Source organism: Saccharopolyspora sp. NPDC049357 (genome assembly GCF_040677225.1).
Taxonomy (GTDB): Bacteria; Actinomycetota; Actinomycetes; order Mycobacteriales; family Pseudonocardiaceae; genus Saccharopolyspora.
In genome coordinates this window covers 91,184-116,637 of sequence record NZ_JBFAQJ010000002.1, presented here as the reverse complement: position 1 = coordinate 116,637, position 25,454 = coordinate 91,184, and the positions used below count along the sequence as shown (strand labels likewise).

25 protein-coding genes, 1 tRNA gene and 1 riboswitch are annotated in these 25,454 nt (G+C 67.5%); of the genes, 14 read left to right on the top strand and 12 right to left on the bottom strand.

Features of this window, described 5'->3' with window-relative positions:
• Positions 1 to 395: 395 nt before the first annotated feature.
• The 3 genes from AB0J91_RS02215 to AB0J91_RS02205 all read left to right on the top strand — a co-directional run bounded on the left by AB0J91_RS02215 (position 396) and on the right by AB0J91_RS02205 (position 2,664).
• On the top strand, positions 396 to 926 hold the full coding sequence (locus AB0J91_RS02215) for a SigE family RNA polymerase sigma factor (RefSeq protein ID WP_363792624.1): 531 nt from the start codon (positions 396 to 398) through the stop codon (positions 924 to 926).
• Positions 923 to 1,930, top strand: coding sequence for a hypothetical protein (locus AB0J91_RS02210; protein ID WP_363863233.1), 1,008 nt, complete (start codon positions 923 to 925; stop codon positions 1,928 to 1,930). The genes AB0J91_RS02215 and AB0J91_RS02210 overlap by 4 nt, the downstream gene beginning before the upstream one ends.
• Before the next feature lie 131 nt (positions 1,931 to 2,061).
• Positions 2,062 to 2,664: a hypothetical protein gene (locus tag AB0J91_RS02205; protein ID WP_363863660.1), complete on the top strand. Its 603-nt coding sequence runs from the start codon at positions 2,062 to 2,064 to the stop codon at positions 2,662 to 2,664.
• Between the two features lie 80 nt (positions 2,665 to 2,744).
• Here AB0J91_RS02205 and AB0J91_RS02200 read toward each other — a convergent pair whose 3' ends face one another.
• Positions 2,745 to 3,989, bottom strand: a complete 1,245-nt coding sequence (locus AB0J91_RS02200; RefSeq protein ID WP_363863230.1) for a hypothetical protein — start codon at positions 3,987 to 3,989, stop codon at positions 2,745 to 2,747.
• A gap of 382 nt (positions 3,990 to 4,371) precedes the next feature.
• Here AB0J91_RS02200 and AB0J91_RS02195 point away from each other — a divergent pair, with 382 nt between their 5' ends.
• Together AB0J91_RS02195 and AB0J91_RS02190 are read left to right on the top strand one after the other, a co-directional pair.
• The gene (locus AB0J91_RS02195) at positions 4,372 to 4,887 is read left to right on the top strand and encodes a DUF3145 domain-containing protein (protein ID WP_132621199.1); all 516 of its coding nucleotides are present in this window, start codon (positions 4,372 to 4,374) and stop codon (positions 4,885 to 4,887) included.
• A 60-nt stretch (positions 4,888 to 4,947) separates the two neighbouring features.
• The gene (locus tag AB0J91_RS02190; protein ID WP_363792618.1) at positions 4,948 to 5,532 is read left to right on the top strand and encodes a hypothetical protein; all 585 of its coding nucleotides are present in this window, start codon (positions 4,948 to 4,950) and stop codon (positions 5,530 to 5,532) included.
• Positions 5,533 to 5,714: 182 nt separating this feature from the next.
• Here the strand turns inward: AB0J91_RS02190 and AB0J91_RS02185 are convergent, their stop codons facing one another.
• The 5 genes from AB0J91_RS02185 to AB0J91_RS02165 form a co-directional block, all read right to left on the bottom strand.
• Positions 5,715 to 6,959: a beta-ketoacyl-[acyl-carrier-protein] synthase family protein gene (locus tag AB0J91_RS02185; protein ID WP_363792616.1), complete on the bottom strand. Its 1,245-nt coding sequence runs from the start codon at positions 6,957 to 6,959 to the stop codon at positions 5,715 to 5,717.
• Entirely contained in the window at positions 6,956 to 7,195 is a 240-nt protein-coding gene (locus AB0J91_RS02180) for an acyl carrier protein (protein WP_132680878.1), read from the bottom strand. The genes AB0J91_RS02185 and AB0J91_RS02180 overlap by 4 nt, the downstream gene beginning before the upstream one ends.
• Positions 7,196 to 7,274: 79 nt before the next feature.
• Positions 7,275 to 8,255 (bottom strand): beta-ketoacyl-ACP synthase III, encoded by a 981-nt coding sequence (locus tag AB0J91_RS02175; protein ID WP_363792614.1) that lies wholly within the window; start codon positions 8,253 to 8,255, stop codon positions 7,275 to 7,277.
• The gene (locus tag AB0J91_RS02170; RefSeq protein WP_363863227.1) at positions 8,252 to 9,172 is read right to left on the bottom strand and encodes an ACP S-malonyltransferase; all 921 of its coding nucleotides are present in this window, start codon (positions 9,170 to 9,172) and stop codon (positions 8,252 to 8,254) included. The genes AB0J91_RS02175 and AB0J91_RS02170 overlap by 4 nt, the downstream gene beginning before the upstream one ends.
• Before the next feature lie 204 nt (positions 9,173 to 9,376).
• A complete protein-coding gene (locus AB0J91_RS02165; protein ID WP_363792611.1) occupies positions 9,377 to 10,591 on the bottom strand; it encodes a helix-turn-helix domain-containing protein in 1,215 nt (404 codons plus the stop codon).
• 243 nt (positions 10,592 to 10,834) lie between these two features.
• Between AB0J91_RS02165 and AB0J91_RS02160 the strand changes: the two genes are divergently transcribed.
• Together AB0J91_RS02160 and AB0J91_RS02155 are read left to right on the top strand one after the other, a co-directional pair.
• Positions 10,835 to 11,584: a hypothetical protein gene (locus AB0J91_RS02160; RefSeq protein WP_363792609.1), complete on the top strand. Its 750-nt coding sequence runs from the start codon at positions 10,835 to 10,837 to the stop codon at positions 11,582 to 11,584.
• Positions 11,585 to 11,709: 125 nt separating this feature from the next.
• The gene (locus AB0J91_RS02155) at positions 11,710 to 12,573 is read left to right on the top strand and encodes an N-acetylmuramoyl-L-alanine amidase (RefSeq protein WP_363863224.1); all 864 of its coding nucleotides are present in this window, start codon (positions 11,710 to 11,712) and stop codon (positions 12,571 to 12,573) included.
• A gap of 21 nt (positions 12,574 to 12,594) precedes the next feature.
• Here AB0J91_RS02155 and AB0J91_RS02150 read toward each other — a convergent pair whose 3' ends face one another.
• Positions 12,595 to 12,822 (bottom strand): DUF3263 domain-containing protein, encoded by a 228-nt coding sequence (locus tag AB0J91_RS02150; protein WP_093420858.1) that lies wholly within the window; start codon positions 12,820 to 12,822, stop codon positions 12,595 to 12,597.
• Positions 12,823 to 12,984: 162 nt separating this feature from the next.
• A riboswitch (FMN riboswitch) is annotated at positions 12,985 to 13,112 on the top strand.
• Between the two features lie 98 nt (positions 13,113 to 13,210).
• On the opposite strand from AB0J91_RS02150, the gene AB0J91_RS02145 reads away from it, so the two are divergent.
• On the top strand, positions 13,211 to 13,858 hold the full coding sequence (locus tag AB0J91_RS02145) for a nicotinamide mononucleotide transporter family protein (RefSeq protein WP_363863221.1): 648 nt from the start codon (positions 13,211 to 13,213) through the stop codon (positions 13,856 to 13,858).
• Here the strand turns inward: AB0J91_RS02145 and AB0J91_RS02140 are convergent.
• A complete protein-coding gene (locus AB0J91_RS02140) occupies positions 13,845 to 14,888 on the bottom strand; it encodes an isocitrate/isopropylmalate family dehydrogenase (protein ID WP_363863218.1) in 1,044 nt (347 codons plus the stop codon). The genes AB0J91_RS02145 and AB0J91_RS02140 overlap by 14 nt on opposite strands.
• A gap of 256 nt (positions 14,889 to 15,144) precedes the next feature.
• Positions 15,145 to 17,919: a pyruvate dehydrogenase (acetyl-transferring), homodimeric type gene (aceE, locus tag AB0J91_RS02135; RefSeq protein ID WP_363792601.1), complete on the bottom strand. Its 2,775-nt coding sequence runs from the start codon at positions 17,917 to 17,919 to the stop codon at positions 15,145 to 15,147.
• A gap of 302 nt (positions 17,920 to 18,221) precedes the next feature.
• Between aceE and AB0J91_RS02130 the strand changes: the two genes are divergently transcribed.
• The 5 genes from AB0J91_RS02130 to AB0J91_RS02110 all read left to right on the top strand — a co-directional run bounded on the left by AB0J91_RS02130 (position 18,222) and on the right by AB0J91_RS02110 (position 21,914).
• Positions 18,222 to 18,656 (top strand): DUF3052 domain-containing protein, encoded by a 435-nt coding sequence (locus AB0J91_RS02130; RefSeq protein WP_093420851.1) that lies wholly within the window; start codon positions 18,222 to 18,224, stop codon positions 18,654 to 18,656.
• Positions 18,657 to 18,766: 110 nt separating this feature from the next.
• Positions 18,767 to 19,231: a peroxiredoxin gene (locus tag AB0J91_RS02125; protein ID WP_132627083.1), complete on the top strand. Its 465-nt coding sequence runs from the start codon at positions 18,767 to 18,769 to the stop codon at positions 19,229 to 19,231.
• A gap of 94 nt (positions 19,232 to 19,325) precedes the next feature.
• A tRNA-Val gene (locus tag AB0J91_RS02120) sits at positions 19,326 to 19,400 on the top strand.
• Between the two features lie 89 nt (positions 19,401 to 19,489).
• Entirely contained in the window at positions 19,490 to 21,280 is a 1,791-nt protein-coding gene (locus tag AB0J91_RS02115) for a tyrosine-type recombinase/integrase (protein ID WP_363863215.1), read from the top strand.
• A 13-nt stretch (positions 21,281 to 21,293) separates the two neighbouring features.
• Positions 21,294 to 21,914, top strand: a complete 621-nt coding sequence (locus tag AB0J91_RS02110; protein WP_363863212.1) for a hypothetical protein — start codon at positions 21,294 to 21,296, stop codon at positions 21,912 to 21,914.
• A gap of 41 nt (positions 21,915 to 21,955) precedes the next feature.
• On the opposite strand, the gene AB0J91_RS02105 is transcribed toward AB0J91_RS02110, so the two are convergent.
• Entirely contained in the window at positions 21,956 to 22,150 is a 195-nt protein-coding gene (locus tag AB0J91_RS02105) for a hypothetical protein (protein WP_132627080.1), read from the bottom strand.
• Positions 22,151 to 22,248: 98 nt separating this feature from the next.
• Here AB0J91_RS02105 and AB0J91_RS02100 point away from each other — a divergent pair, with 98 nt between their 5' ends.
• Complete coding sequence (locus tag AB0J91_RS02100; protein ID WP_207920379.1) at positions 22,249 to 22,455, top strand: MerR family transcriptional regulator; 207 nt, start codon at positions 22,249 to 22,251, stop codon at positions 22,453 to 22,455.
• A 159-nt stretch (positions 22,456 to 22,614) separates the two neighbouring features.
• Here the strand turns inward: AB0J91_RS02100 and AB0J91_RS02095 are convergent, their stop codons facing one another.
• On the bottom strand, positions 22,615 to 23,361 hold the full coding sequence (locus AB0J91_RS02095; protein ID WP_363863208.1) for a hypothetical protein: 747 nt from the start codon (positions 23,359 to 23,361) through the stop codon (positions 22,615 to 22,617).
• A 698-nt stretch (positions 23,362 to 24,059) separates the two neighbouring features.
• On the bottom strand, positions 24,060 to 25,187 hold the full coding sequence (locus tag AB0J91_RS02090; protein ID WP_363863205.1) for a hypothetical protein: 1,128 nt from the start codon (positions 25,185 to 25,187) through the stop codon (positions 24,060 to 24,062).
• Between the last annotated feature and the right edge of the window lie 267 nt (positions 25,188 to 25,454).

The window sequence follows — 25,454 nt, the reverse complement described above, 5'->3', positions numbered from 1 at the left end:
CGAGCCGATCCACCGCTCGGGGCCGTTGTCGTAGCCACCGTCTCGGACTCCAATCCTGCTGCGCGAGATGCGGTTGCACAGCAGTTCTAGAGCATCGGCTCGCGCGTCTGGAATGTCCAGCCTGTTGCGCGAGAGTAATCAGGATGTGAAGCGGCGGGCAGCCTGCTCGGGTGAGACCTCCGGCGGAAAGCGGCATGGCGGCTTCCGCTCCGGAGCCGGCGCCGCGGCCGATCTTGGTCCACTGGCGTGAAGTCGCCGGATGGCCTGATCAACGGCGCGCCGCGTCGGTAGAGTCGCCGCCGTTGATCACAGCCGATTCGGTAACGACCGGATTCCGGCCACAACCCAGAAGGGGGTCTCGGGCGTCGTGCACAGATGTGACGGTGTCGATCGCAATGCCTGTGACCGTCCGGCCGGGTGACGGGCTGGCGGCAATGGACGAGCTGACGAGCAAGCTGACCGACCTCTACCAGGAGCACTACGCGCAACTGCTGCGGATCGCGGTGCTGCTGGTGGACGACCGAGCCTCCGCCGAGGACATCGTGCAGGACGCCTACCTGCGGGTCTTCGATTCGCGGACCAGGCTGCGCGATCCCGACAAGGCGCTGGCCTTCCTGCGGCAGGCGGTGCTCAACCGGGCGAGATCGACGTTGCGCAGACGGCTGGTCGCCCGCAAGTACCTGCCGAAGCTGGCCGTGGCCGACAGCCTTCCCGACGACACCGGGCGCGGACTCGATCGCGCCGTGCTCGCCCAAGCCCTCGCGCGGTTGCCGCGGCGGCAGCGGGAGGCCATCGTGCTGCGCTACTACGCCGACCTGAGCGAACTCCGCACCGCCGAGGTGATGGGATGCAGCCAGGGGTCGGTGAAGTCCTACTGCTCGCGCGGGGTGGCCAGGCTGTCGGAGTTGCTGGGGGAGCGGGTGTGAACGAACTCGATCGCGACACCGAGCTGGTGCGCGCCCGGATGCACCGGGCCGTCGCCGATGTCGAACCGGCGCCGGACTCGTTGCCGCGGCTGCTGGCCGCGGCCCGGCGCCGTCGGGCGCCTTTCCGCCGGCCGACTTTCCTGGTCGTCGCCGCAGCCGCGGTGGTGGCCGTCTTCATCGGCGTGGCACTGGGATTCCAGACGCCGGACCCGCAGCCGGTGAGCGTGCGGCCGGGCAACTACGTCGCCGCCGTGGGAGCCGGGGCGATCGCGTCGTTCGACGTGGCGTCCGGGCGCAGGCAGGACGACGTCGCCCAGGTGTCCGGTGGCGAGGTGACCGATCTGGCGGAGGACCAGGGGCGGATGTTCGCGCTGGTGTCCACATCGGATGGTCATCGGGTCGTCGAGGTGACCGCCGGCGGCGGGCAGCGGGACCTCGACGAGGCCGGCGACGCCCGTGCGCTGACCGCGGCGGGCGGCCGGGTCGCCTACGCCGACGGCGACCGGATCGTGCTGTGGATCGGTGGCGACCGCCGGGAACTTCCGATCCCCGGGCTGCGCGTGATCGACCTCGCGCTGTCCGGTGACGGGCGGCTGGCGCTGCTCGCCGCACGCGGCGGAGCGGTCGAACTCCTGATCACCGGCCCGGATCCGACCACCGTCGACGCAGGTCGCGCGGTCTCGACGGGCCCGTGCGGGCCGCTGGCCATCGCCGGAACCGGCCCGGACATCGCGGCCCTCGAACCCGCCGACTGCACCGCCCCGGGCCGCGCCCGGGTCGCGACCTACGCCGCCGACACCGGCCAGAAGCTGGCCGCGGGAGTGCCGTTCGCGACCCCGCCGCTCGACCCGGCGCACCTCGGCCTCTCCGCCGACCCCCAGGGCCGGGTCCTCGTCTCCGTCCCGGGCCGGGCCCAGTGGCTGGTCGACGGCACCGAAGTCCTGCAGATCCCGTTGCCCTGCGCGGCATCCGGGCCCTGCACCGCTCTGCCCGCGACGTTCTGACCGACGCGCATCCCCGCGCTTCACCCGAGCGGGCGAGACATGGGCGATGTGCTGGTCGGCGAGGAGGGGGTGGCTCATCCTCGGAAGATCGGCCGACGGTTGGGGTGGTTGTGCGGGGATTGCGGCGGTTGGTGCTCGTGGCTCTGGACCGGCCTCGGTGGCAGCAGTTCGTGGCCTGCTGCGTGTCGCTGTGGGCGCTGGCGTGGATCGTCGGTCAGTTCATCTCTCCCGCGCACGGACCGAGCGCGCTGGGCGTGCTCGGAGAGCTCGCCGCGCGCGTCGGGATGACCGGTGGCGGCTGGGCGGAGCGGGTCGCCGAGACCTGGCAGCACAGCGGCGGCGGACTCGCGATCTTCGGCGGACTGCTGTGGGCGGCCACCACCGAGCGAGGTCAGCTCCCGGCTCTGCTCGGCTGGGTCGCGGTGATGCTGGGCGCCGAGCGGCTCGGTTACCGGCCCGCGATGCTGGTCGCGGTGGCGAGCATGGTCGGGTTCGTGGTGCTGCTGTGGATCACCGCGCAGATCTCCCGCCGCTTCCTCGACCGCACCACGTTGTTCCCGAACGACGTGGTGCGAGCAGGTGTCACGGCCGCCGCCCTGTCGGCGGTGGTGCCGCTGTTCGCGCCGACGTTGTTCCTGGCCAGGCTCGGAAACCCGTATCTCACCAAGGGACCGCGTCCGGTACCCGCGCAGCGGCGCGAGGAATCGCGCGTCCAGGACCCGGAGCGCTCCTGAGCCCGTTCAGGAATGAGGCGGCCGTTGTTTCAGGTGCGGGACTCAGCTCGCACCGCCAAGCGAAGCAATTCCTCAGCTGCCTAGACGTCGAGCCGCAGGCCGCGTTCGGCCATCGCGCGCAGTTCCAGGTCATCGGGGATGGAGGCCCGTTGCGACCACACGGCCTGCACGACCCGGACCTGGCTTCCGCGCTGCTCCACCGACTGCGCCGCGTCACCGAAGTCCCGCGGTGCCCCGGGCCAGCTCAGGCCCTGCGCGACGAGGTCGCTGATGCCGCCCGTTCCCGCCGACTCCAGCAGCCCCCGCAGCTCCGTCGCCGATCTCGGGTCCGCCAGATCCACCGCGGCGATCGACACCGCAACCGACGAGGTACCCAGGCGCGCCTCGAAGGCACCGCGTCGCAGGCTCCGGCACGACTGCTGCTGGAACCACCGCTGCACGTCCCCGTAGGCGTTCGGTCCGCAGGCGGTGCCCTGGTCGATCGCGTGCCGCGTGAACTCCACGCCGTCGACCCGCTGCACCGCCAGGTCGGGCGGGCTCGCCGAGGGCGACCCCAGCGTCAGGACGCCGAGCAGTGCGCACACCACCGCCACCGCGGCCACCGCGGCGAGCAGCTTGGCGCGCGGGAACGTCCGGGACTCCGCGGCCACGCGTTCGTGGTCAACGGGGCGGTCCTCGGAGTACTTCGGGATGAGCATCGTGTCGATGCTGGATAGGTCGACCTCCGGCGACTCCGGAAAACCCTCCTCGACCAGGGCTTCTCCGGTCGCTTCAGCTCCCAGCACCCGGAGCAGGCTCAGCGCGGGCGCCGCTCCGCACGGGCTCTCGTAGGTCGCCAGCTCCCGCGCCGCCGACAGGATGGAGGTCGTGTTCGGCGAGACCACCCGGACGCCGCGGTGCAGGTCGGTCGTCGGCTGCATGACCTGCCCGACGTAGGGGCCGACCGCGACGACCGCGGCCACCGGCAGCGGTTCGAGCCCGCGGGTCTGCAGGCTGCGGGCCAGCGCGGCGGCCGATTCCAGCCCTTCCTGCGCCGGGTTGACCTTGCCCTCGGTGCGCACCAGCGGCCAGCCGTCCACCGTCCACGGCGTGCCGACGGGGGCGTCGAGCTTCAGCGCCGGTTCTGGCAGGTCCACACCCAGCACCACGATCACCCCGCGCGGCAGCACGATCACCGCGTCCAGCGGGCGGGGGCTGCCCGGAGGGCGGCAGCCGAACACGGTGACGCCGCCGAGCACCGAACGGCCGGCGCCCCACGCGGCGATGGCCGCTCGGATGTCGGCGCCGACCTCGGTCGGTTCCGCTCCGAGCCGCACCAGGTGCATCAGGCCTCCTCGAGAGTTCCGGTGTGCCGGGTCCTTTCGGGCCGACCGGGAAGACGGTAGCGGGGCCGACCAGGCCACGTCCCTCGGATTGCGCATTAACCCGTTCGAGTGGTAATCGCCACTCGTCCGCCGAGGGGGCGTTGGTGCGTCCGAGGGACGTCGATCGTCCGGTGCGGCGCTGGGATCAGCGATTTCAGTGAATCACCGTCACCGAAGGCCGAGTGGTCTCGGCTGGTACCGGGCTTCGTCGCAGATGGACGGTTGACGATCTCGCGGTGGCGGAGATCTCCACCGGCGATGCAGAATGGCGCCGCAGCTGGTGATCGTCGAGTTCGCGAGGTCGTAGGGGAAGACGTCCCTCGTCGAATAGCGGAGGTCAGCAGTGAGCACCCGTGGCAGCGACAGTGGCCTCACCTGCGGTGTGGTCTACATCCACTCGTCGCCGTCTGCGGTCTGCCCGCACGTCGAGTGGGCGATTTCCGGCGCACTCGGCACTCGGACGGAACTCCGCTGGACGGCGCAACCGGCAGCCCCAGGACAACTCCGCGCGGAGTGCACCTGGACAGGCGAGCCGGGTACTGGAGCACGCCTGGTGACCGCGCTGCGCGCGTGGCCCATGTTGCGCTTCGAAATCACCGAGGACCCCAGCCATGGGGTCGACGGGCAGCGGTTCTGCCACGCGCCCGGACTCGGCCTGTGGCGTGCCTGCACCAGCGCCAATGGTGACATCGTCGTGAGCGAAGATCAACTGCGCACGCTCGCGGCGAACGCCAAGGGCCCGGAGGCCTTCTCGCACCGAGTCGGCCAGCTGCTCGGCGCGGAGTGGGACGACGCCCTGGAACCGTTCCGCCGCGCGGGCGACGGCGCACCGGTCACGGTGCTGCACCGCGTCGGTTGATTTCCGGCCGATCGCGGGGAAGGGCTCACCCGGCTGATCAGGTTGTGCGAAGCTGAGCCGGTGCGCTCTTGGCTGAAATGGGGGATTCCGCTCGCCGTCGTCGTGCTGCTCGCTGCGGGCGGCGGTGGAGTCCTGCTGGCCCAACAGGTCTACTACGGCGAGCGCGAGTCGCGTTCCCCGGGCATCGAGTCCGCACCGGGCGGCGTCGTCGTCGCGCAGCAGAAGGTGTCGCGCTCCGGCGTCGAGTACTCACCTGACGCCGCCGCGTACCCGGACCAGCGGATCATCGAGGGTCTGCTGGACAACTACTTCGACGGCATCAACCGCAGGAACTACGAGCTGTGGAAGTCCACGGTCCCTCCCAGCAAGTGGCGGGAGCTGCCCCTGAGCAAGTGGTTCGACGACTACGGCAGCACCACGGACTTCGACATCAAGGTGCACCGCATCGATCCCGGTCAGGACCGCTCCGCGCTGGTCATGCTGAGCTTCAAGAGCGACCAGGACATCGTTGACGCGCCGCCGCAGGCCAAGGCCCGCTGCGTGCAGTGGGACGTCGTCTACCCGGTCGTCGTCGACGAGGACGGCAACGCGGTCCTCGACATCAGCAAGCTGCCCAACAGCGCCACCGCCGTCCCCTGCGGGTGACGCCGGCGCCCGCGGGCGCATGCCGGAAGTCCTGTTCGGAGGCTCCGCAGGAGTTCGAGTCGCGACGCCGTGCGCGCGGGAACCTGCGATGGGTCCGAGCTCCGGGCGGTCTTCACCGGATCGCGCGGGAGGAAGCGGGCCGTGGCGGGGACGGGATTGTCACCCGTCCCCGCGGGCCGCGATCATGCCCTGGCGAAGGCGAGCGCGACGTTGTGCCCGCCGAAGCCGAAGGCGTTGTTGATGGCGGCGGTCTGCTCGACGTGACGCGGCTTGTCGGCCACCACGTCCAGCTCCACCTTGGGGTCGATGTTCTCGAGGTTCTGCGTCGCCGGGATGACGCCGTGGTGCAGCGAGAGGATCGTGACGATGCTCTCCACCGCACCGGCCCCGCCGACCAGGTGCCCGAGCGAACCCTTCGGAGCGGTCACGACCGTGCCGTCCCCGATGGCCTTGCGCACCGAGTTCGCCTCGCCCACGTCGCCGACCACCGTGGAGGTGGCGTGCGCGTTGACGTGCCCGATGTCGGAGGGCTGCAGATCGGCTGCGGCCAGCGCCTTGCGCATCGCCGCGACCTGGCCCAGACCGTCGGGGTGGCTACCGGTGATGTGGTACGCGTCGGAGGTGATGCCGGAGCCGGCCAGCCGGCCGTAGATCCGGGCACCGCGCGCCTTGGCGTGCTCGGCGCTCTCCAGGATCACCACACCGGCGCCCTCGCCCATCACGAACCCGTCGCGGTCCACGTCGAACGGGCGGGAGGCGCGCTCCGGCTCGTCGTTGCGGGTGCTCAGGGTCCGGGCCTGGGCGAAACCGGCGATCGTGACCGGGTGGATGCAGGACTCCGCACCACCGGCCACCACCACGTCGGCGTGTCCGTACCGGATCATCTCGGCGGCCTTGGCCAGGCCCTCGGCGCCGGACGCGCACGCTGAAGCCGGCGAGTGCACACCGGCGCGGGCGCGCACTTCCAGGCTGACCATGGCGGCCGGGCCGTTGGGCATCAGCATCGGGACGGTCAGCGGCGAAACCTTGCGCAGGCCACCCGCTTCCAGCTGGTCGTCCTGCTGCAGCAGGGTCAGCGGGCCGCCGATGCCGGTGCCCAGCGACACGCCGAGCCGATCCGGGTCGACCGGTTCGGACTCGTCCGTGGGCATCTCGAAGCCGGCATCCGCCCACGCCTCGCGGGCCGCGATGACCGCGATGGCCTCGCAGCGGTCCATCCGGCGCAGCTGCACGCGGGGCAGCACCTCGCTCGGATCGACCGCCAGCGGTGCGCCGATCTTGGCGGGCAGCTCGTAGGTGTCGAGCCATTCGGCCTCCAGGCGGCGGATGCCGCTGGCGCCGTTGAGCAACCCGTCCCAAGTGGACGCGACGTCACCGCCCAGCGGTGTCGTCGCGCCCAGCCCGGTGATGACGACTTCGGTGGTCATGCGTTCTTGGTGATGTAGTCCACCGCATCACCGACGGTCTTGAGGTTGGCCAGCTCGTCGTCCGGGATCTTGACGCCGAACTTGTCCTCGGCCTGCACGGCGATCTCCACCATGGACAGCGAGTCGATGTCCAGGTCGTCGACGAAGGACTTGTCGATGGTCACGTCGGCCGCGTCGACACCCGCGACCTCCTCGACGATGGTGGCGAGACCCTTGGTGATTTCTTCGTTCGACACTGGTTCTTCCTTCCTGGTTCTTACGTCCCTACCGCTGGGTTGCGTCACCCGCGGTGGCTTTTCCGGTTGTGGAACGGCATCAGGGGCAGATGGCGACCTGGGCGGCGTAGGACAGCCCGGCACCGAAGCCCACGAGGAGCATCACGGCGCCGCTGGGGATCTCCCCGGCCGCCCGCATGTGGTCGATGGACAGCGGGATCGACGCCGATGACGTGTTGCCGGAGTAGACGATGTCACGCGCGACGACGAGGTCGTCGCGGGCACCCTTGCTCTGCAACTTCTTTCCGATGGCCTCGATGATGCGCAGGTTCGCCTGGTGCGGCACCAGCACGTCGATGTCGGAGAGCTGCAACCCGGCCGCCTCGACGGCCTCGATGGCCACCGGCGCGATCTGCGTGGTCGCCCACCGGAAGACCGACTGGCCCTCCTGGTGGATGTACTTGCCCTCGCGCAGGTAGATGGTGTCGACCAGGTCACCGGCGCTGCCGAGCACACCCGGTCCGAGCTGCGGCTCGTCGGACGCGCCGACCACGGTCGCACCGGCGCCGTCGGCGAAGATGATGAGGTTGGAGCGGTCTTCCCAGTCCATCCACTCCTGGAAGCGCTCGGAACCGATCACCAGCACGTTGCGGGCGGAACCGGCGCGCACCGCGTCGGAGGCGGTGTTGAGGGCGTAGACGAAACCGGCGCAGGCGGCGTTGAGGTCGTAGGCGCTCTTGGCCTTGATGCCGATCTGGTCGGCGACCTGGGCCGCGGCGTTGGGGATCCCGCCGGGCATCGTGCAGGTGGCCACGATGACCTGGTCCACATCGGACGGCGTGAGGCCCGCGTCGGCGATCGCCTTGGCGCCGGACTCGACGGCCATGTTGACCACCGTCTGGTGCTCGTCACCCATGCGGCGGTGGATGATGCCCACCCGCTGGCGGACCCACTCGTCGTTGGTGTCCACCAGCTTGGCCAGGTCGTCGTTGGTGACGATCCGGTTGCCCTGGGTGCTGCCGAAGCCCAGCAGCTTGGTTCCCGCGACGGCGGGCTTCGATGCGATGTGGGGCAGGCTCACGCGGCGCTCCCGAGCTGTTCGGCGACCTTGTCCAGGTCGGCAGGGGTCTTGAGGGCGATGGTCTGGACGCCCTTGAGCGCGCGACGCACCATGCCGGTCAGCGCACCGGCCGGGGGGAACTCCACGACGGCGTCCACACCGCGCTCGCCGAGCGCGGTCATGCAACTGTCCCAGCGGACCGGGCTGGTCACCTGGTTGACCAGGCGGTTCAGGATGTCGTCGGAGGAGGACACCACCGAGCCGTCCGCGTTGGACAGCAGCGGCAGCACCGCGTCGGTGGCTTCGACGCTCTTGGCGTGCTTGGCCAGGGTTTCCTGCGCGGACACCATGAAGCGGGTGTGGAACGCGCCGGCGACCGGGAGCGGGCGGACCCGAGCGCCTTCCGGCGGCTCGGCGGCCAGCTGCTCCAGCGCGCCGGTCTTGCCGGCGGCGACGATCTGACCGCCGCCGTTGCGGTTGGCCGGGTCCAGGCCGAGGCGTTCCAGGGTCTCCAGCACGGTCTGCTCGTCACCGCCGAGCACCGCGGCCATGCCGGTCGGCTCCAGCGCGCAGGCGGCGGCCATCTCCCGGCCGCGCACCGCTGCCAGCGCCACGGCGTCGTCCGCGCTGAGCGCGCCGGCGACGGCCGCTGCGACGAGCTCGCCGACGGAGTGGCCGGCGACCGGCGTGTCGGCGGGCACCTCGAAGCGGCGGCGCAGTTCTTCGGCTGCGATCAGCGACAGCGCCACGACCAGCGGCTGAGTGACCGAGGTGTCCTTGATCTCATCGGCCTCCGCAGTGGTGCCGAGTCTGATCAGGTCCAGGCCGGTGAGCTCCGACCAGCGTCCGAGGCGGTCCTCGACGCCGTCGAGCTCCAACCAAGGGTTGAACATCCCTGGGGCCTGAGACCCCTGTCCGGGGGCGAGAAGCGCGATCACTCTTGCTACTGAACACCCGGTGGCGGGATCGGGGTGATGCCGATGAGGACTAAGTCCTGCGCGCAAACTTGTGGAGTGTCTACAAGCGCCACCTGCGGCGGTCGGTCTTAACTGGGGAATCGTTGTTGGCCGTGTCCGGTCGGTGACAGCCCGGTGAACCCCACGCCACCGAATTCGCCCTGTGTTCGCGGTCTCGTCGCGAGCTCACCACAGCCCCCGGGCCTTGGCGAGCCGGCCGACCGCGAGCCCGACCCGCAGCACGTGGGCGTCGCGGGCGTTGGACGGGGTGCGCCCGGTCAGCTCGGCGACGCGGCGGAGTCGATATCGGACGGTGTTGGGGTGGACGTAGAGCTGGCGGGCGCAGTTCTCCAGCACGCCGCCGACCTCGAGGTAGGTGTCGACCGTCTCCATCAGCGCACCGCCCGCGTCGACCAGCGGCAGCACGATGCGCTCGACCAGCTGCCGCTCGGCTTCGGGGTCACCGGCCAGCGCGCGCTCGGGCAGCAGGTCGCCGGAGGGGACCGGGCGCGGCGCGGTCGGCCAGGCCACCACCGATCTCAGGGCCGACATCGCGTCGGAGGCGGAGCGGTGCGCGTCGGCCAGGCTCGGCATGCTCGGTCCCGCCACCACCGGGCCCTCGCCGAACGCCTCGGTCAGCCCGATGGCGATCTGCTCGTTGTCGCGACCGTCGCCGGTACCGCCGAAGACGACCACGAGCCGCGTCCCCTGCACGCCCAGCAGCACCGCGCAGCCGACCCGGGCGGCGCGACTGCGCACCTGGTAGACGACGGTCGGCGGGTCGTCGGAGGGGGCGTTGCCGACCAGCACGGTGGCCTCGGAGGCGGGGTCCCAGCCCAGCGCGGCGGCCCGGGACAGCAGTGACTCCTCGGCGTCGCCGCGCACGATGCCGTCGACGACCAGCGCTTCGAGCCGGGCGTCCCACGCGCCGCGCGACTCGGCCGCGGCGGCGTAGGAGGTGGCGGCGGCGAAGGCGATCTCGCGGGTGTAGCGCAGGATCGACTCCAGCAGCACGAACCGCTCGTGCTCCTTCTCGGCGAGCTCCGGCAGCTGCTGCTCGAAGACGTCGATGGCGACGCGGACCAGTTCCAGGGTCTGGCGGAGGCTGACCCAGCGGGAGAGGTCGCGGGGCGCGTTGCGGAACGCCTCGGCGGTCAGCCGGATGGACTGGTTGGGGTCCTGCATCCAGGAGACGAAGTTGGAGACCCCGGTCTGGGTCACCAGCTGAACGCTCGCCCGCTGGTCGGCCGGAAGCCGCTGGAACCAGGGGAGTCGTTGCTCCATCGCGGTGATGCTGGCGCCGGCGAGCCCTCCGGAGGCGCGTTCGAGCCGGCGCAGCGTCGCCGCGCACACTTGATCTTGTGTACCGGTGTCCCGCTCACCAGCGTCTTCGGTACTCATGCCGACAGAATCGCATGTCCGAGATCAGCGTGTTCGAGGGGAGCGCGGAGAAGCGAGCAGCCTCACCCGGTGGGTATTCGTATTCATGGCGTAATTGAACTGGTCAAACAATTCAGTCGAAAGGGCGACGAAAGTCGTCCGAACGTGGCGCCTGTCGGAGTTGCTGCGGAGTTGATGTTCGAGAACGATTTCCGAGACGCGAATTCGCCATTGATTTTCCGGTTTCACCGAGGAGCAAGGACTATGGGAGCTCTCCAGCAAGGATTGTCCGCGGCGTGGTCAGCGGTCGCCACCTTCGTGCCGAAACTCATCGTTTTCCTGATCATCCTGCTGGTCGGCTGGCTCATCGCCAAGGCCGTTTCCAAGGCTGTTCAGATGGTGCTCAACAAGCTGGGATTCAACAAACTCCTGGCGAAGTCCGGTTTGCACGACATGACGTCGGGGTCGGGAATCGACATCGGCGGAATCCTCGTCAAGCTGATCTACTACTTCATCCTGCTGATCTTCCTGCAGCTGGCGTTGAGCGCGTTCGGCCCGAACGCGGTGAAGGACCTCATCGATCAGGTCGTGCTGTTCCTGCCGCGGGTCGTCGTCGCCGTCATCCTGGTCCTGGTGGCCGGTGCGATCGGCCGCGCGGTCGGCGACCTGATCACCAGCTCGCTGGGCAACCGCTCGTTCGGCCCGATGCTCGGCAAGATCGCCTTCGGCTTCATCCTGGCGCTGGGCATCATCTCGGCGCTGAACCAGATCGGGATCGCGGTCACCGTGACGACCCCGGTGCTGGTCGCGGTGCTGGCCGCGGCCGCGGGCGTGGTCATCGTCGGTGTCGGCGGTGGCCTCATCCAGCCGATGCAGCAGCGCTGGAGCCGGTGGCTGGACAACGCCGAGTCGCAGTTCGGCGGCAAGGGCAACGCCGGGGACCAGGCCACCCAGCAGATGCCCGCTCCGGGACAGCCCGGACAAGGCCAGCAGGGTCACAGCGGAACCCTCTGACGCGAGGTTGAGAGATCGGGGCTCACCCATCGGGTGGGTCCCGATTTTTCACGCTCTTGGCCGTTCCGGGCGGGTGCGGGGAACCGACACCATGGTTCGCGGGATCTCGTTGGGGGTGATCACCGATGGCGCTACCTCTCGTGTGGCTCGCCGACGTGCTGCGGGCTGCCGGTCTGGCCGTCGTGGAGACGTCCGGCTGGAAGGAACGCACCGCCTCGGGGGTGCAGCCCACCGCAGCGGTCGGCGTGCTCGAACACCACACCGCGACTCCGGCCTCGTACGAGAACCCGGCTCCGAGCGTGCAGCTGTGCATCGACGGGCGCAGCGACCTCAAGGGGCCGCTGTGCCACGCGGTGATCGGTTTCGACGGCGTGGTCCACGTGATCGCCGCGGGTCGCGCCAACCACGCGGGCGAGGCCAAGGCCTCCGGGCCGAACCCGGCCGGCGACGGCAACACCCTCTACGTCGGGTTCGAGTGGGACTACCAGGGCGTCGATCAGGGTCCGAGCCCCGAGCAGTACGCCGCGGCGATCACCGCCACCGCCGCGGTGCTGCGTCACCTCGACCGGCCGCTCGAAGCGGCGCGCGGCCACAAGGAGACCAGCGTCACCGGCAAGATCGACCCGGGCCACGTCGACATGGACCGCTTTCGCGCTGACCTCGTGACCAAGGACCAGGAGGACGAGATGACCCCGGAACAGGACGCGATGCTGCGGCGCTTGGAGCACGAACTGCTGGGGCCGCGCGGCCCCGAGGGGCAGATCCAGGGGTGGCAGACCGCGGTCGGCCCGCGCACGATCGTCGCGATGCTGGTGGACCTGGTCAACAGAACGGCCGCGAACGACCAGCCCGCCGCACCGCAGGGAGCCGTCCAGGGGCCGGAGGCGATCAAGGCCGCCTTCGAAGCGATGCCTGCCGATCAAGCCGCGCCGCTGCTCGCCGAACTGGTCCGGATCCAGCAACAACGCCAACCGGCGCCGGGAGCTTGAGAACTCGGGGCGGTGCGGAACCTAGACCGCGCGGCGGCGTTGGGCGCGTTGGTCGCGCCGGTTGAGGAGGCGCTTCACCAGTGCGGGCTGCTGGGCTAAGGCTTCGGGCTCGTCCAGCAGGCGGTTGAGGCGCTGGTAGTAGCGGTTCGGGGAGAACCCGAAGCGCTCCTGGATGACCCGTTCCTTGTTGCCCTGGTACTGCCAGTGCTCCAGCTCGAAGGCGAGGATGGCGCGGTCGGTGTCGTTCATCCGGCGTTACCCCCTCGTTCAGCTTCGGACGATCAAGTCTAGGTGATCGGGGTACGGGTGTTCGATCGGCCATCAGTGGTGTCGGCCCGTTGTGATCCGACCCACGTCTCAAGCGCGGAACAGATCGACCGGCGCAGGATGTTGGCCAGTGCAGTACGAACTCGTGCGCTCCGGGGTCGGTGAAACTCCGAACCGGCGGTGAAAGTCCGCGAACCGGCACCTCGTGGGTGCCGGCCGATCCGGTGGAATTCCGGAACCGACGGTCAAAGTCCGGATGAGAGGCGCGCACGGGCCACCGCGGTGCGCGAATCCCGGCGGTTCACGCCGTGTTTCGCCGGTTCCGCGGTCGCCCGCGCACACCCCGGCGCACCCGGCGGGAGGAGCGGGCGTGCAAGCGGTGGCGGAATGGCTGCTCGGCAACGGGATCACCGTGCTGGGTCAGAAGATCTCCTGGGCCGAACTCGTGGGGCAGCTCTGCGCGCTCGCGGTGGTCTTCCTCGCGCAGCGGCGCTGGGTGGCGACCTGGCCGGTGCAGGTGTCGGCGACCGTGCTGCTGTTCGCGGTCTACGCCTCCGCCCACCTCGGCGGTCTGGCCGTCCGCCAGGTGGTGATCCTGCTGATCTCCGTCTACGGCTGGTGGGCCTGGAAGCGCCGCAGCGACCCGGTCTACGGCGTGGCGATCCGCAAGGCCACCGGTGCCGAACGGCTGGTGCTCGTCGGAGTTCTGGCCCTGGGCACCTCGGCGTTCGCGCTGCTTCTGAGCGCGCTGGACGCCTCGTGGGCGCCGTGGCCGGACGCCTGGATCTTCATCGGCACCGGTGTCGCGTTCTGGGCGCAGGGCCGGGGTCTGGTCGAGTTCTGGCTGGTCTGGCTCGCGGTCGACGCGGTCGGAGTGCCGCTGCAGATCGCCTCCGGCCTCTACTTCAGCGCCGCCATCTACCTGGTGTTCGCGGCCCTGGTCATCCACGGCTGGTGGAGCTGGACCCGCACGGCCCGAGCCCAGCGCGAACTACCCACCCCGATCACAAGCGGCTGAGGACCGCTGCGGTCACGCCCCGGGTGCCGCAGGTGGGGGTGCCGTTGGGATTGAGGCGGACGGCGCCGTCGGCGTAGGCGGCCTCGACGGCACCGGTGATGCGCTTCGCCGTGGCGGCGGCGCCCACGTGGTCGAGCAGCATCGCCGCGGTCAGCAGCTGCGACGTCGGGTTCGCCTCGTCCTTCCCGGCGATCGACGGAGCGCTGCCGTGCACGGGTTCGAAGTAGGCGGTGCGCTCGCCGATGTTGCCCGACGGGCACGTGCCGAGCCCGCCCACGGTCGCCGCGCCGAGGTCGCTGAGCATGTCGCCGACGAAGTTCTCGGTGACCAGCACGTCGAAGTGGCCGGGATCGGCGACGAGGTCGTGCGCGGCGGCGTCGGTGTAGCGGTGATCGGCTTCGACGTCGGGGTAGTCGGCGGCGATCTCGTCGAAGATGTCCCGGAAGAACGCGAAGCTGCGCAGCACGTTGCTCTTGTCCACGCAGGTCACCCGGCGAACTCCGTCGCCGGGGGCGCCGTCGCGCGTTCGCGCGGTCTCGAAGGCGAACCGCACGATCCGCTCGACGCCGACCCGCGTCATCAGCAGCTGGTCGCTGGCCGCCCGCTCGTTGCGCACTCCGGAGCCGCGCGAGAGGTACAGGCCCTCGGTGTTCTCCCTGACGATCACGTAGTCGATCGGGCTCGCCGAGTCCCGGACACCGGGCAGCAGCCGGACCGGGCGCACGTTGGCGTAGGTGTCGAGCCCGCCGCGCAGCACTCCGCCGAGCACCCCGGCCTCGGTCCCGTCCGGCTTGCGCACCTCCGGCAGCCCGACCGGTCCCTTGAGCACGGCGTCGTACTCGTCCCGGAACCGCCCCAGGGCCCCGGCTACCAGCGGTTCCCCGGTCTCGAGGTAGGTCTTGGCCCCGCCGGGTTCGCTGCCGAACTCCACCGTCAGCCCGTCCATCGACGCGGCGGCGGCCAGCACCTCCCGGGCGCTGTCCATCAGCTCGGGCCCGATCCCATCGCCGTCGATGCACGCGATTCGCACCGCCCCACTCCACCACACGACGCCCCGGCGGATCTCCCTCCTGAAACCGGCTTCACAACCCGCCCACGGCACGACGCATCGCACCTCGTCCACGTGGAGTTCCGGATTTCAGTGGAAATCCGAGCCCCGAGTTCAGTGGAAATCCGACTTCCGATTTCCACTGAAATCCGAGACCTCCAGGCGCCGGTACGACGAAGGCCCCGGTGACCACCGCGTTCCGAGCGGGGCCTCCGGGGCCTGCGGGGATCGACCGGAGTCAGGAGACTCCGGGGTCCGACGTCTGCGGGCCCGCGGCCTGGACGTCGTCGATGCGGTACTTGCGGGCGGCCTCGACCACCGTGGCCTTGTCGACCTGGCCCGTCCGTGCCAGCGCCGCCAGGGTCGCGACCACCGTGGACTCGGCGTCGACGAGGAACACCCGACGCGCCGCGGGACGGGTGTCGGAGAAGCCGAAGCCGTCCGCGCCGAGGCTGACCATCTCGCCCGGCACCCACGGGCGGATCAGGTCCGGCACCGCCCGCATCCAGTCGCTGACCGCCACCACGGGGCCCTCGGCCTGCGACAGCGCGCGCGTCACGTACGGAACCTGCGGTTCGGCACCGGGGTTGAGCAGGTTGTGCCGGTCGACCTGCTCGGCCTCCCGGCGCAGCAGCGCCCACGACGTCGCCGACCACACGTCGGCCCGCACGCCCCAGTCCTCGGCCAGCAGCCGCGCGGCCTTGAGGACCTCCGGCAGCAGCACGCCCGACCCCATCAGCTGGGCGCGCGGCCCGGACCCCGAAGGGGCCTGCTGATACCGGTAGAGCCCGCGCAACAGCCCGTCCACGTCCAGCTCGGACGGCTCCGCGGGCTGCTGGTACGGCTCGTTGTAGACGGTCAGGTAGTAGAAGACGTTCTCGGCGTTCTCGCCGAACATCCGCCGCAGACCGTCCTTGACGATGTGCGCCACCTCGAACGCCCACGCCGGGTCGTAGGCCACCACCGCCGGGTTCGTCGCGGCGATGAGCTGCGAGTGCCCGTCGGCGTGCTGCAGGCCCTCACCGGTCAACGTCGTGCGGCCCGCCGTGGCACCGAGCACGAACCCGCGCGCCATCTGGTCGGCCGCCGCCCAGAACCCGTCACCGGTGCGCTGGAAGCCGAACATCGAGTAGAAGATGTAGACCGGGATCATCGGCTCGCCGTGCGTGGCGTAGCTGGTGCCCGCGGCGGTGAACGAGGCGGTCGAACCGGCCTCGTTGATGCCCTCGTGCATGATCTGCCCGGATTCGCTCTCCCGGTAGGCCAGCATCAGCTGGTAGTCCACCGGCGTGTAGAGCTGGCCCTGCGGGTTGTAGATCTTCTGCGACGGGAACATCGAGTCCATGCCGAAGGTCCGCGCCTCGTCGGGGATGATCGGCACGATCCGCGCCCCGATCTCGGCGTCCTTGGCCAGGTCCTTGAGCAGCCGGACGAACGCCATCGTGGTGGCGACCTCCTGCTTGCCGGAGCCCTTGCGGATCACCTCGTAGACCTTGTCGCCGGGCAGCACCAGCGGCTTCGACTTGGCCCGGCGCTCCGGCAGGTATCCGCCCAGCTGACGGCGGCGGTCCTGCAGGTACTGGACCTCCGGCGAGTCCTGACCGGGGTGGTAGTACGGCGGCTCGTAGGGGTCGAGCTGCTCGTCGGAGATCGGGATGCGCAGGCTGTCGCGGAACAGCTTGAGGTCGTCCAGCGTCAGCTTCTTCATCTGATGCGTGGCGTTGCGGCCCTCGAAGTGCGGTCCGAGACCGTAGCCCTTGATCGTCTTGGCCAGGATGACCGTCGGCTGCCCGTGGTGCTCGGTGGCCGCCTTGTAGGCCGCGTAGACCTTGCGGTAGTCGTGGCCGCCGCGCCGCAGACCCCAGATCTCGTCGTCGGTCAGGTGCTTGACCATCTCCTTGGTGCGCGGGTCGCGTCCGAAGAAGTGCTCGCGCACGAAGGCGCCGTCGTTGGCCTTGTAGGTCTGGTAGTCGCCGTCGGGGGTGGTGTTCATCAGGTTGACCAGCGCCCCGTCGCGGTCGGCGTGCAGCAGCGAGTCCCACTCGCGGCCCCACACGACCTTGATGACGTTCCAGCCCGCGCCGCGGAAGAACGCCTCCAGCTCCTGGATGATCTTGCCGTTGCCGCGCACCGGCCCGTCGAGCTGCTGCAGGTTGCAGTTGACCACGAAGGTCAGGTTGTCCAGGCCCTCGTTGGCCGCCACGTGCAGCAGGCCGCGCGACTCGGGTTCGTTCATCTCGCCGTCGCCGAGGAACGCCCACACCCGCTGCTGCGAGGTGTCGGAGATGCCCCGGTCGTGCAGGTAGCGGTTGAACCGGGCCTGGAAGATCGCGTTCATCGGGCCCAGGCCCATCGACACGGTCGGGAACTCCCAGAAGTCCGGCATCAGCCGCGGGTGCGGGTAGGACGGCAGACCGCCGCCGGCCCCGGCGTGCGAGTGCTCCTGGCGGAATCCGTCGAGCTGGTGCTCGGTGAGCCTGCCCTCCAGGAACGCGCGCGCGTAGATGCCGGGGGAGGCGTGGCCCTGGATGTAGAGGTGGTCGCCGCCTCCGGGGTGGTCCTTGCCGCGGAAGAACCAGTTGAAGCCCACCTCGTAGAGGCTGGCCGAGGAGGCGAAGGACGAGATGTGCCCGCCGACGCCGATGCCGGGCCGCTGCGCGCGGTGCACCATCATCGCGGCGTTCCAGCGCATCAGCGCCCGGTAGCGGCGTTCGGTCTCCTCGTCACCGGGGAACCACGGTTCCTGCTCGGTGGGGATGGTGTTGACGTAGTCCGTGCTGGTCAGCGACGGGACGCCGACGCCGGTCTCGCGGGCGCGCTGGAGCAGCCGCAGCATGAGGTAGCGGGCGCGCTGCTGCCCGTTGGCCGACAGCACCGAATCGAAGGACTGCAACCACTCGTCGGTCTCCTGCGGATCGATGTCGGGCAGGTGGGAGGCGAGGCCCTCCCGGATCACCCGGACCCGCTGGGCGGAGACCGCGTCGTTGGTGGCGTCGTTGTTGAGCGCGGACAAGGGAACTCCTCGACTACGTCGGGATTCGTGGCAGGGTTTTTGGGGCCGGACGTGACGTCCGACACCGCTATCGTCCCTCATGTTCGGGCCTGATGGGCGCATCCGACACCCACGACGACGCACCGCAGGCTGTTGGTGCGAGCGATGCCGGTCTAGAGTCGGACCTCAACGCGTTGCTACGGCGTGTCGAGCGCCTAGCAGTTGCGCCGGTGGCGGTCCGCAGTGTTCGCTATCGGCCAGGTTTGAAAGTCGTGTGGGGCCAGATGGTCACCGCACCGGTGCATTGGAGGAGTGAGCAAACCGTGGTCGCCGCGGGAGACGCCGGTAAAGGCGAAGCCGACGTCGCCGAGAGGCTCGACATCGAGCCGGAGATGGTTGTCCAGGAAATCGGCTGGGACGAGGACGTCGACGACGACGTCCGGGCCTCGATCGAGGAGCGTTGCGGGAGCGATCTCCTCGACGAAGATGCCGACGAAGTGGTCGATGTCGTGTTGCTGTGGTGGCGCGAAGACGATGGCGACCTCACGGACACGCTTCTCGATGTGATGACGCCCCTGTCCGACGACGGGGTCATCTGGGTGATGACCCCCAAGACCGGCCGCGACGGATACGTCGAACCGGCCGACATCGCCGAGGCCGCCTCTACGGCGAACCTGGCGCAGACCGCGAACGCAAGCGTCAGCGAAGGCTGGATGGGAACCCGGCTGGCATACCGCCGGGCCAAGGCCCGTCGCTGAGGCGGTTCGTGTTTCGAAACGTGGGCACCGATGTCGCCATCGGTGCCCACTTTCGCTGCGAAGTGTAGGTTCGGCCGGGACAAGGTCATGTCGAACAGGAGGGTGCTCTCATGACTGTTGAGGTCGGTGCACAGGCGCCGGACTTCACGTTGCCCGACTACAACAAGGAAAAGGTCTCGCTGGCCGATTTCCGGGGCAAGAAGAACGTCCTGCTGGTCTTCTACCCGTTCGCCTTCAGCGGTGTCTGCGAGGGCGAGCTCTGCCAGGTCCGCGATGACCTGAGCGAGTTCCAGAACGACCAGGTGCAGGTCATCGGCGTTTCGGTGGACACGCCGTTCTCGCTGAAGGCGTGGGCCGAGCAGCAGGGCTACACCTTCCCGCTGCTGTCGGACTTCTGGCCGCACGGCGAGATCGCGAAGGCGTACGGCGTGTTCAACGACGCCGCCGGGATGGCCAACCGCGGCACGTTCCTCATCGACACCGAGGGCAAGGTCCGCTTCGCCGAGGTCAACCAGCCCGGCGAGGCCCGCGACCAGAACGTCTGGAAGAAGGCCGTGGCGGAACTGACCGCCTGACCTGCTATCGGACGGGTCGACCGGTCACCGAGCCGGCCGCGACACCCCGGTAGTGTTACCGAGGTGTCCGACCGGCTCAGCCGTTCGACCACCAGGGCGCATAGCTCAGCGGAAGAGCACCTGCCTTACAAGCAGGGGGTCGTTGGTTCGAACCCAACTGCGCCCACCATCCTTGACCTGGTGTTTTCGTTCTCCCGTGTGCCGGTCCGGCCTTCTCATGGCACGGTTCATGGCACAAGTCGCCCTTACGCTTGATGTATGGGCGGTCCTAAGACCAAGCGGGCAAGACGGCGCGGCAACGTCGAAGAGCTGCCGAACGGCAACCTGCGGGTCCGCGTCTACGCGGGAACTGACCCCGTGACGAAACGCCCGCACTACCTCCGCGAGATCGTGCCGGCAGGCCCCAAAGCAGATCGTGAAGCTGAGAAGGTCCTGACCCGGCTGCTGAACGAGGTCGACGAGCAGCGGAACCCGCGGACCAGTGCCCCAGTCAAGCAGCTGCTGAAGCGCTACTTGGATCATTACTTCGAGGGCGAGCCGAGCACCCGCGACCAATACCGCAGCTACGTGCGCAACCACATCGCTCCGTTCATCGGCGACGAGCCGGTCGGCCGCATCGACGCCGACATCCTGGACTCGCTCTACGCCGAGCTGCGCCGCTGCCGCGATCACTGCACGACAGGCAGGCGCATCGACCACCGCACGCGTAGCAAGCACGAGTGCGACGCTCGCTGCCGTCCGCACGAATGCAAACCGCTCGGGCCGACGGCGATCCGTCAGATCCACTACTTGCTGTCGGGCGCCTACAAGCGTGCGAAGCGGTGGGGATGGGTTGCCAAGAACCCGACCGAGGATGTCGATCCGCCGGCCTCGCCGCCGGCCGATCCGAGCCCGCCGAGCGCGGAGGAGTCGGCCAAGATCCTCAACGAGGCGTGGCAAGACGAGGATTGGGGCTGTTTGCTCTGGCTGGCCATGACGACCGGCGCCCGCCGTGGTGAGCTCTGCGCACTGCGTTGGTCGGACTTCGACGCCAGTGCAGCGGTTCTCTCGCTGAAGCGCGCTATCGCAAGGGACCCTGAGCGGCGCGTCTGGTTTGAGAAGGACACCAAGACCCACCAGCAGCGACGCGTCGCACTGGACCCGGTCACCGTCGAGCTCCTCAATGAGCACCGCGAACGCTGTTCCTCACGAGCCGCGGCTATCGGCGTCGACTTCACATCCAGTGGGTTCATCTTCTCGCACGCCCCGGACGCCTCCGAGTTCCAAAAGCCCAGTTCAGTCACGCAACGGTACGACCGCATGGTCGACAGGCTGGGCATCAACACCACCCTGCACAAGCTCCGCCACTACTCGGCGACCGAGCTCATTTCCGCCGGCGTCGACGTCCGAACGGTGGCCGGCCGACTCGGCCACGGTTCGGGTGGGCAGACCACACTGCGCGTCTACACCGCTTGGGTCTCTGAAGCTGACCAGCGTGCCTCAGCAGCGCTGGCTGATCGCGTTCCGGAGCGTCCGAAACCGTTGAGTCCGGCAGAGCGGGTGCGGGCGAATCCGCGGAGTCCCTACGAGAAGCTCGCAGTGGATCTGTATGAGCACGTCGAGCGCGGCGAGCGAACGGCTGGCAGTGAACTTCCGCCGATGAAGCGGCTGGCCGTTGACTACGCGGTTTCCATCGGGACCGTCCACCGGGCGATCCAGTTGTTGCAGGAGTGGGGGACTGTCGAGGTCGCACAGGGCAAGCGGGCAAAGGTCAGCCAGAGGCAAAGCGCCGAGGTGAAAGCCTCGGAACCTTCCGAGCAGACACTGGCTACTCCGGATGAGAACCGCAGCAACTCGGAGATGCTCGAGTTCGACGTCCGACGCGGTGGTCGAACCATCCAGACGTTCTCTGCAGAAGCAGACCCGTCGAATGCTGCCCACCTGCGCATGCTCCTCACAGCCGCAGTGCGTCGTGACGGCCGAGAGCCGGGCGAGATCCTCGACTACGAGATGGAAGTCCGCCGACCTGAAGGCACGGTGATCAAGACCTTTGTGACCATGCCGGCCTGATCGCATGTCGTGAATGCGGCTGATGGCAGCGGTGTTCATGCACAATGGCGGCGTGGATCAGACGGCAGACTGGACCCGAGTAGAACCAGGTCAAGAGACACAAGGCTGGGAGCTCCACGTATCTGAGGACGGCCGCCAGGCGGTTGTAAGAGGCCCGGCTGGCGTAGCCGTCACCGATCTTTCAGGGCCGGTCCTACGGCTGCTCGCCGGTGGCCTGCACACCGCTGATCTGAAGCGCCCGACCGAGCGGCCCTTCGAGTGGACCGTCGAAGTCGCGGAAGACACGGTCCGTCGGGCGAAGGAGAACGGGCGCATCTTCCTTCGTGCGCTCATCGATGAAGGTGGCACAGCAACCGCTGACCGCTTGCGCGAAATCACGGGGATGGAAGCGCTGCAGCACGCCACGCAGACCCTGAGCATGGCTGCGTCCAAGGCTCTTAAGGCCAAGTTTGGGGATGAAGGCCGCAGATGGCGGCACTTCTTCGAGCGATGCCCGCATCCTGAGGACCGCGCCGGAGTGCGTGTACACAGCTACCACCTGCCAGAGAAGCTGATTCCGTGCTTCGACGAGGCCCTGAAGCGCGTCGAGCGCTCGGCAGCCTTAGCCTCCCGACGATCGGCACCCTCGAACTGACCTTGTTGATCCGGAGCGCTGCGACTGTGCCGCAGTTCGATTCATGCCATGTCTGAGCCGGTGATCATCGGCTGGACGTCACCACCGCGGAGCTCTTCCGCGAGGGCAACGAGCTGGCTGGCCAACCGTTGCCGCTGCTCGGGCGTGTATCGGCCCCCGCCGATCTCAAAGGCCGCCTCGTCCAGTTCCCACTGTGCCGACCGCGCCAAGAGCGCGAGACGCGCATCGGACCGCATGCCCACCTCCAACAAGGCAAAGTAGGCAATCAGGGTATTTCAGTTCCATCGAGGTAAGCAAGGCAGCGGCATCCGTTCGAGGCACACACGATGGCTGAGTGGCCGACGATGAGACTCCGCTGATCTCCAGCTCCGAGCTGGCCAAGAAGCTTGGCCTCGCCCGGCGGACCATCTCGCACTACGCCAAGAACGGCTGGATCACCCCAGCCCTCATCACCCCAGGCGGCCAATACCGCTGGCGCTACGACGACGTCGTAGCAGAGATGCGCGAGCTAGCCGAGCAACGCCGAAAAAGCGCAAACTGATCGGATTTCAGCTTTGGTGTGCATGTTTAGGCTTTCTCGTCTTCGCGTAGCCGGCGGCCATGTCGGGGTCGCTTGCCGCTGTGCTCGAGTCGAGCCTTGAGCGGCCGCCGAGGGCTACCTTCGGCCCGCCCCGGGGGGCCGACGGCAGGCTTCAATCAATCATTCTCCAGACTCTTCCTCCTCCCCTTCCGGGGAAGCCTTCTCGTTTAAGCAATTCGCACATAGTTTTCCGAAAGCTGTCACGTGAAGTTCCGACCCGAAGGATAGACCGCTAAAGGTCTGCCCCTTATCAGAGTCGCTTATCAGGCCGTGCGTTTCCAAACGTGCAACTACGGAATCAATAAGTGAATCGAGTTTTGGCTCAGCTTCAAGAAGCACCCCAATTCCTGCCGTGTTTTCACTCTGCCTTGGGCGCTTTACCCAACCTAGTTTTCGGTCTTTAGCCATCAGTACAAGCACTCGTGCATCTACCGGCTCGAGGGCGGCAAGTGTCGACACAATTCGCAGCTGCTCATCAACGCGAGCTCCATCCATCCCGGCCGCAATTGCGCGGCCAAGTGTTCGAACCTTGCGGGCATCTTCCGCCATTGACGCAGCATTCAGGGCCTGAGTAAGGAGCTGAAGCTTTCGATCGTCCCCAATGGCCTGGTTAATGAGATCCTCAAATGGGCAACCTGCAGCTTTACTGGCTGCGGCTCCAGCCTCTTGAACCCTCTGGAACTTCCTGATCCAGGATTGCCGCGCCAAATGTGAGAGCTCCTCAATCCAAGGCGCTACACATCCAGAGATGTACTGTCCGGCCTCCGGTCCCAGATTGCTTGTTATCCAAACGCCAACCGCTGCGCCACCCATATTAGCGAGCGTCTTATCAAACGCGGAGCCAATTCGCTCATTATCGTCAGCCATTACTCCCCCAGTCGACCATGGACTCCTTAAGGTCCGAATAAGGCCATCAGCCGCATCCTTGTGAAGAGTGGCAATGTGAATCAATTCAAGAACAGCTGATGACTACGAAGTAGAGTCGTTAGACTCTGGCGATGTGAGCGTGGGGCAGATCTGGTCGAGCTCGTCGAGGGTCGAGGATTGTGCAGTGGCAGTCCGGTGTGGTGAGGTTGGCCGGCGCCGGGGCGGCGTCGTAGCCCCTGGCGCCTGCGTCCGTACTGGGCTTCCAGTCGCTTGTGCGCGGCGGCTAAGGCATCGAAGGCGGGGCCAGTCCGGGATTGATGCCCGCAGTGCGTCGGTGGCCTCATCGGTGTTGCCCAGGTCCAGCTCAGTGGCCATGCGCTGGTAGATCGGAGCGAGCACCTCGGAGAACAGGTACTTGGGGTCAGCCTTTGTTGGATGTCCTCGGCGTGACCAAACGCGAGTAGCCAGCTCAGCGTCGCCGTGCTCGCTCCGCTGATCTCCAGCTCCGAGCTGGCCAAGAAGCTTGGCCTTGCCGGCGGACCATCTCGCACTACGCCAAGAACGGCTGGATCACCCCAGCCCTCATCACCCCCGGCGGCCAATACCGCTGGCGCTACGACGACGTCGTAGCGAGCTAGCCGATGAACGACTCCAGAACGATCAATGAGCGTGAGCATAGTTTGTTCGCTGTGACCTGATCACGAATCTGGAATAGCATCGCTCAAAGATCCTGATTGCTTGAGGAGCCACAGGCAAACAGAATTGACGTTGCCTTGGTTGAGCTCAACTTTCTTGGCGTTTGCGTCGTACGATTGGTATGCTATTGAAGAAAAGGCGGCCAATTGGGACAGCTGCCCCAAAGGGTGGCCGCGATCAGCGTCGCGTGGGCGGTTAACGGAAAGCCAGAAGGTAAGTCGGGATATCAGCTGGAATCGCTTATCGAAGCCTGGGTGAGTGGACGAAGAGTCATGCGCCCAGTTTCCATTTAGATGCGCTAGCGATAGCAGCGCTATGGTGGAGCCGAAGATCGACCGATATAAGTACCCAAAGTCAGGAAGACTGTCAGTCGCTCGGGCAACGATTAGATAGGCGAGCAGGTCTGCCTGCAACTCGTCCTGCTGGCTTCGGTTGATCCCGGTTAGCAAGTCAGCGGAACCTGAGTCGGTAAGGGCCTGATCGACAACCTCCTTAGCCTTCTTCTTTTCGCGCCTGGACACAGTGTGCCCCAACAGGTGATGTGATAGCTCGTGTGCAATAATGAACTCTTCGCATACAGATTCTACGTCCGAGAGAACCTTTGCGCGGCTCGGATTTGGCGTCCTGCTTCTTGACGTTCCCCCTGGCTGAACAAGGCTAATGTCTGCCCAGTCTTTTCGCTTTTCTTCGATCTCAGACCAGTGCAAACTCAGTTCCTGAGGCATCTTTTGAGCTTCTTCAAGCAATAGCGCTTCACTGGCCGAGTCGCAACTGTAGGCCATTTCAACTAGCTTTGCTATGTAATCTCTAAACCTGTCGAAGACGTGCACGTAGTCCGTCAGAATAAAAGAATACTGCGCATTAATTTCGATGATCCCGGCTTGTTTTTCTGTCCAAGCGGCGGCGTTTGCCTCTCCATCTAGAACCCTTCCGGCGAAGAGGTTATTTGCCAATGCTCGCCATTCGGGCGGGATTACATCGATTAGACTTTCAAGGGTGTTCTCCAAGGATGGGCAGTTTGATCGAGTCGCGTTCCATTTTTTGAGTGCGGAAGTGTATTCGGCGGAGATCAGGTGTGACTTACCGGCGCGGTCGAAATAGTATTCCCAAAAGGTCTTGTTGGTCGGCATCTTGTGTGTCGCAAAGAATTTTCCACGTGAGTTCCTGAGGTTCGCCACCGTTGCCCTTCCTGGTTTGGTCGTTAGTCTGGAGTGGGGCCGTCCTGACGCTGCCTGTTTGACGACGACTCCGCCGGTATGAGCAGTCGCTGCACTGCACCACCGCCGTGATCATGATCATGCCACATGGAGCTCTATGTGTTGTTCAAGCTGGGGTATCCGCACTTTGTACGAGCGGCGAGGGGGCTGGTAAAACTGCGCGCAACTTCGGCCTTATCG

Coding starts and splice junctions, on each gene's coding strand:
- AB0J91_RS02105 (WP_132627080.1), bottom strand. CDS start 22,150: ATGCGGTCCGATGCGCGTCTCGCGCTCTTGGCGCGGTCGGCACAGTGG.
- AB0J91_RS02115 (WP_363863215.1), top strand. CDS start 19,490: ATGGGCGGTCCTAAGACCAAGCGGGCAAGACGGCGCGGCAACGTCGAA.
- AB0J91_RS02160 (WP_363792609.1), top strand. CDS start 10,835: ATGGGAGCTCTCCAGCAAGGATTGTCCGCGGCGTGGTCAGCGGTCGCC.
- AB0J91_RS02155 (WP_363863224.1), top strand. CDS start 11,710: ATGGCGCTACCTCTCGTGTGGCTCGCCGACGTGCTGCGGGCTGCCGGT.
- AB0J91_RS02185 (WP_363792616.1), bottom strand. CDS start 6,959: ATGACCACCGAAGTCGTCATCACCGGGCTGGGCGCGACGACACCGCTG.
- AB0J91_RS02095 (WP_363863208.1), bottom strand. CDS start 23,361: ATGGCTGACGATAATGAGCGAATTGGCTCCGCGTTTGATAAGACGCTC.
- AB0J91_RS02110 (WP_363863212.1), top strand. CDS start 21,294: ATGCGGCTGATGGCAGCGGTGTTCATGCACAATGGCGGCGTGGATCAG.
- AB0J91_RS02200 (WP_363863230.1), bottom strand. CDS start 3,989: ATGCACCTGGTGCGGCTCGGAGCGGAACCGACCGAGGTCGGCGCCGAC.
- AB0J91_RS02165 (WP_363792611.1), bottom strand. CDS start 10,591: ATGAGTACCGAAGACGCTGGTGAGCGGGACACCGGTACACAAGATCAA.
- AB0J91_RS02125 (WP_132627083.1), top strand. CDS start 18,767: ATGACTGTTGAGGTCGGTGCACAGGCGCCGGACTTCACGTTGCCCGAC.
- AB0J91_RS02150 (WP_093420858.1), bottom strand. CDS start 12,822: ATGAACGACACCGACCGCGCCATCCTCGCCTTCGAGCTGGAGCACTGG.
- AB0J91_RS02215 (WP_363792624.1), top strand. CDS start 396: ATGCCTGTGACCGTCCGGCCGGGTGACGGGCTGGCGGCAATGGACGAG.
- AB0J91_RS02090 (WP_363863205.1), bottom strand. CDS start 25,187: ATGCCGACCAACAAGACCTTTTGGGAATACTATTTCGACCGCGCCGGT.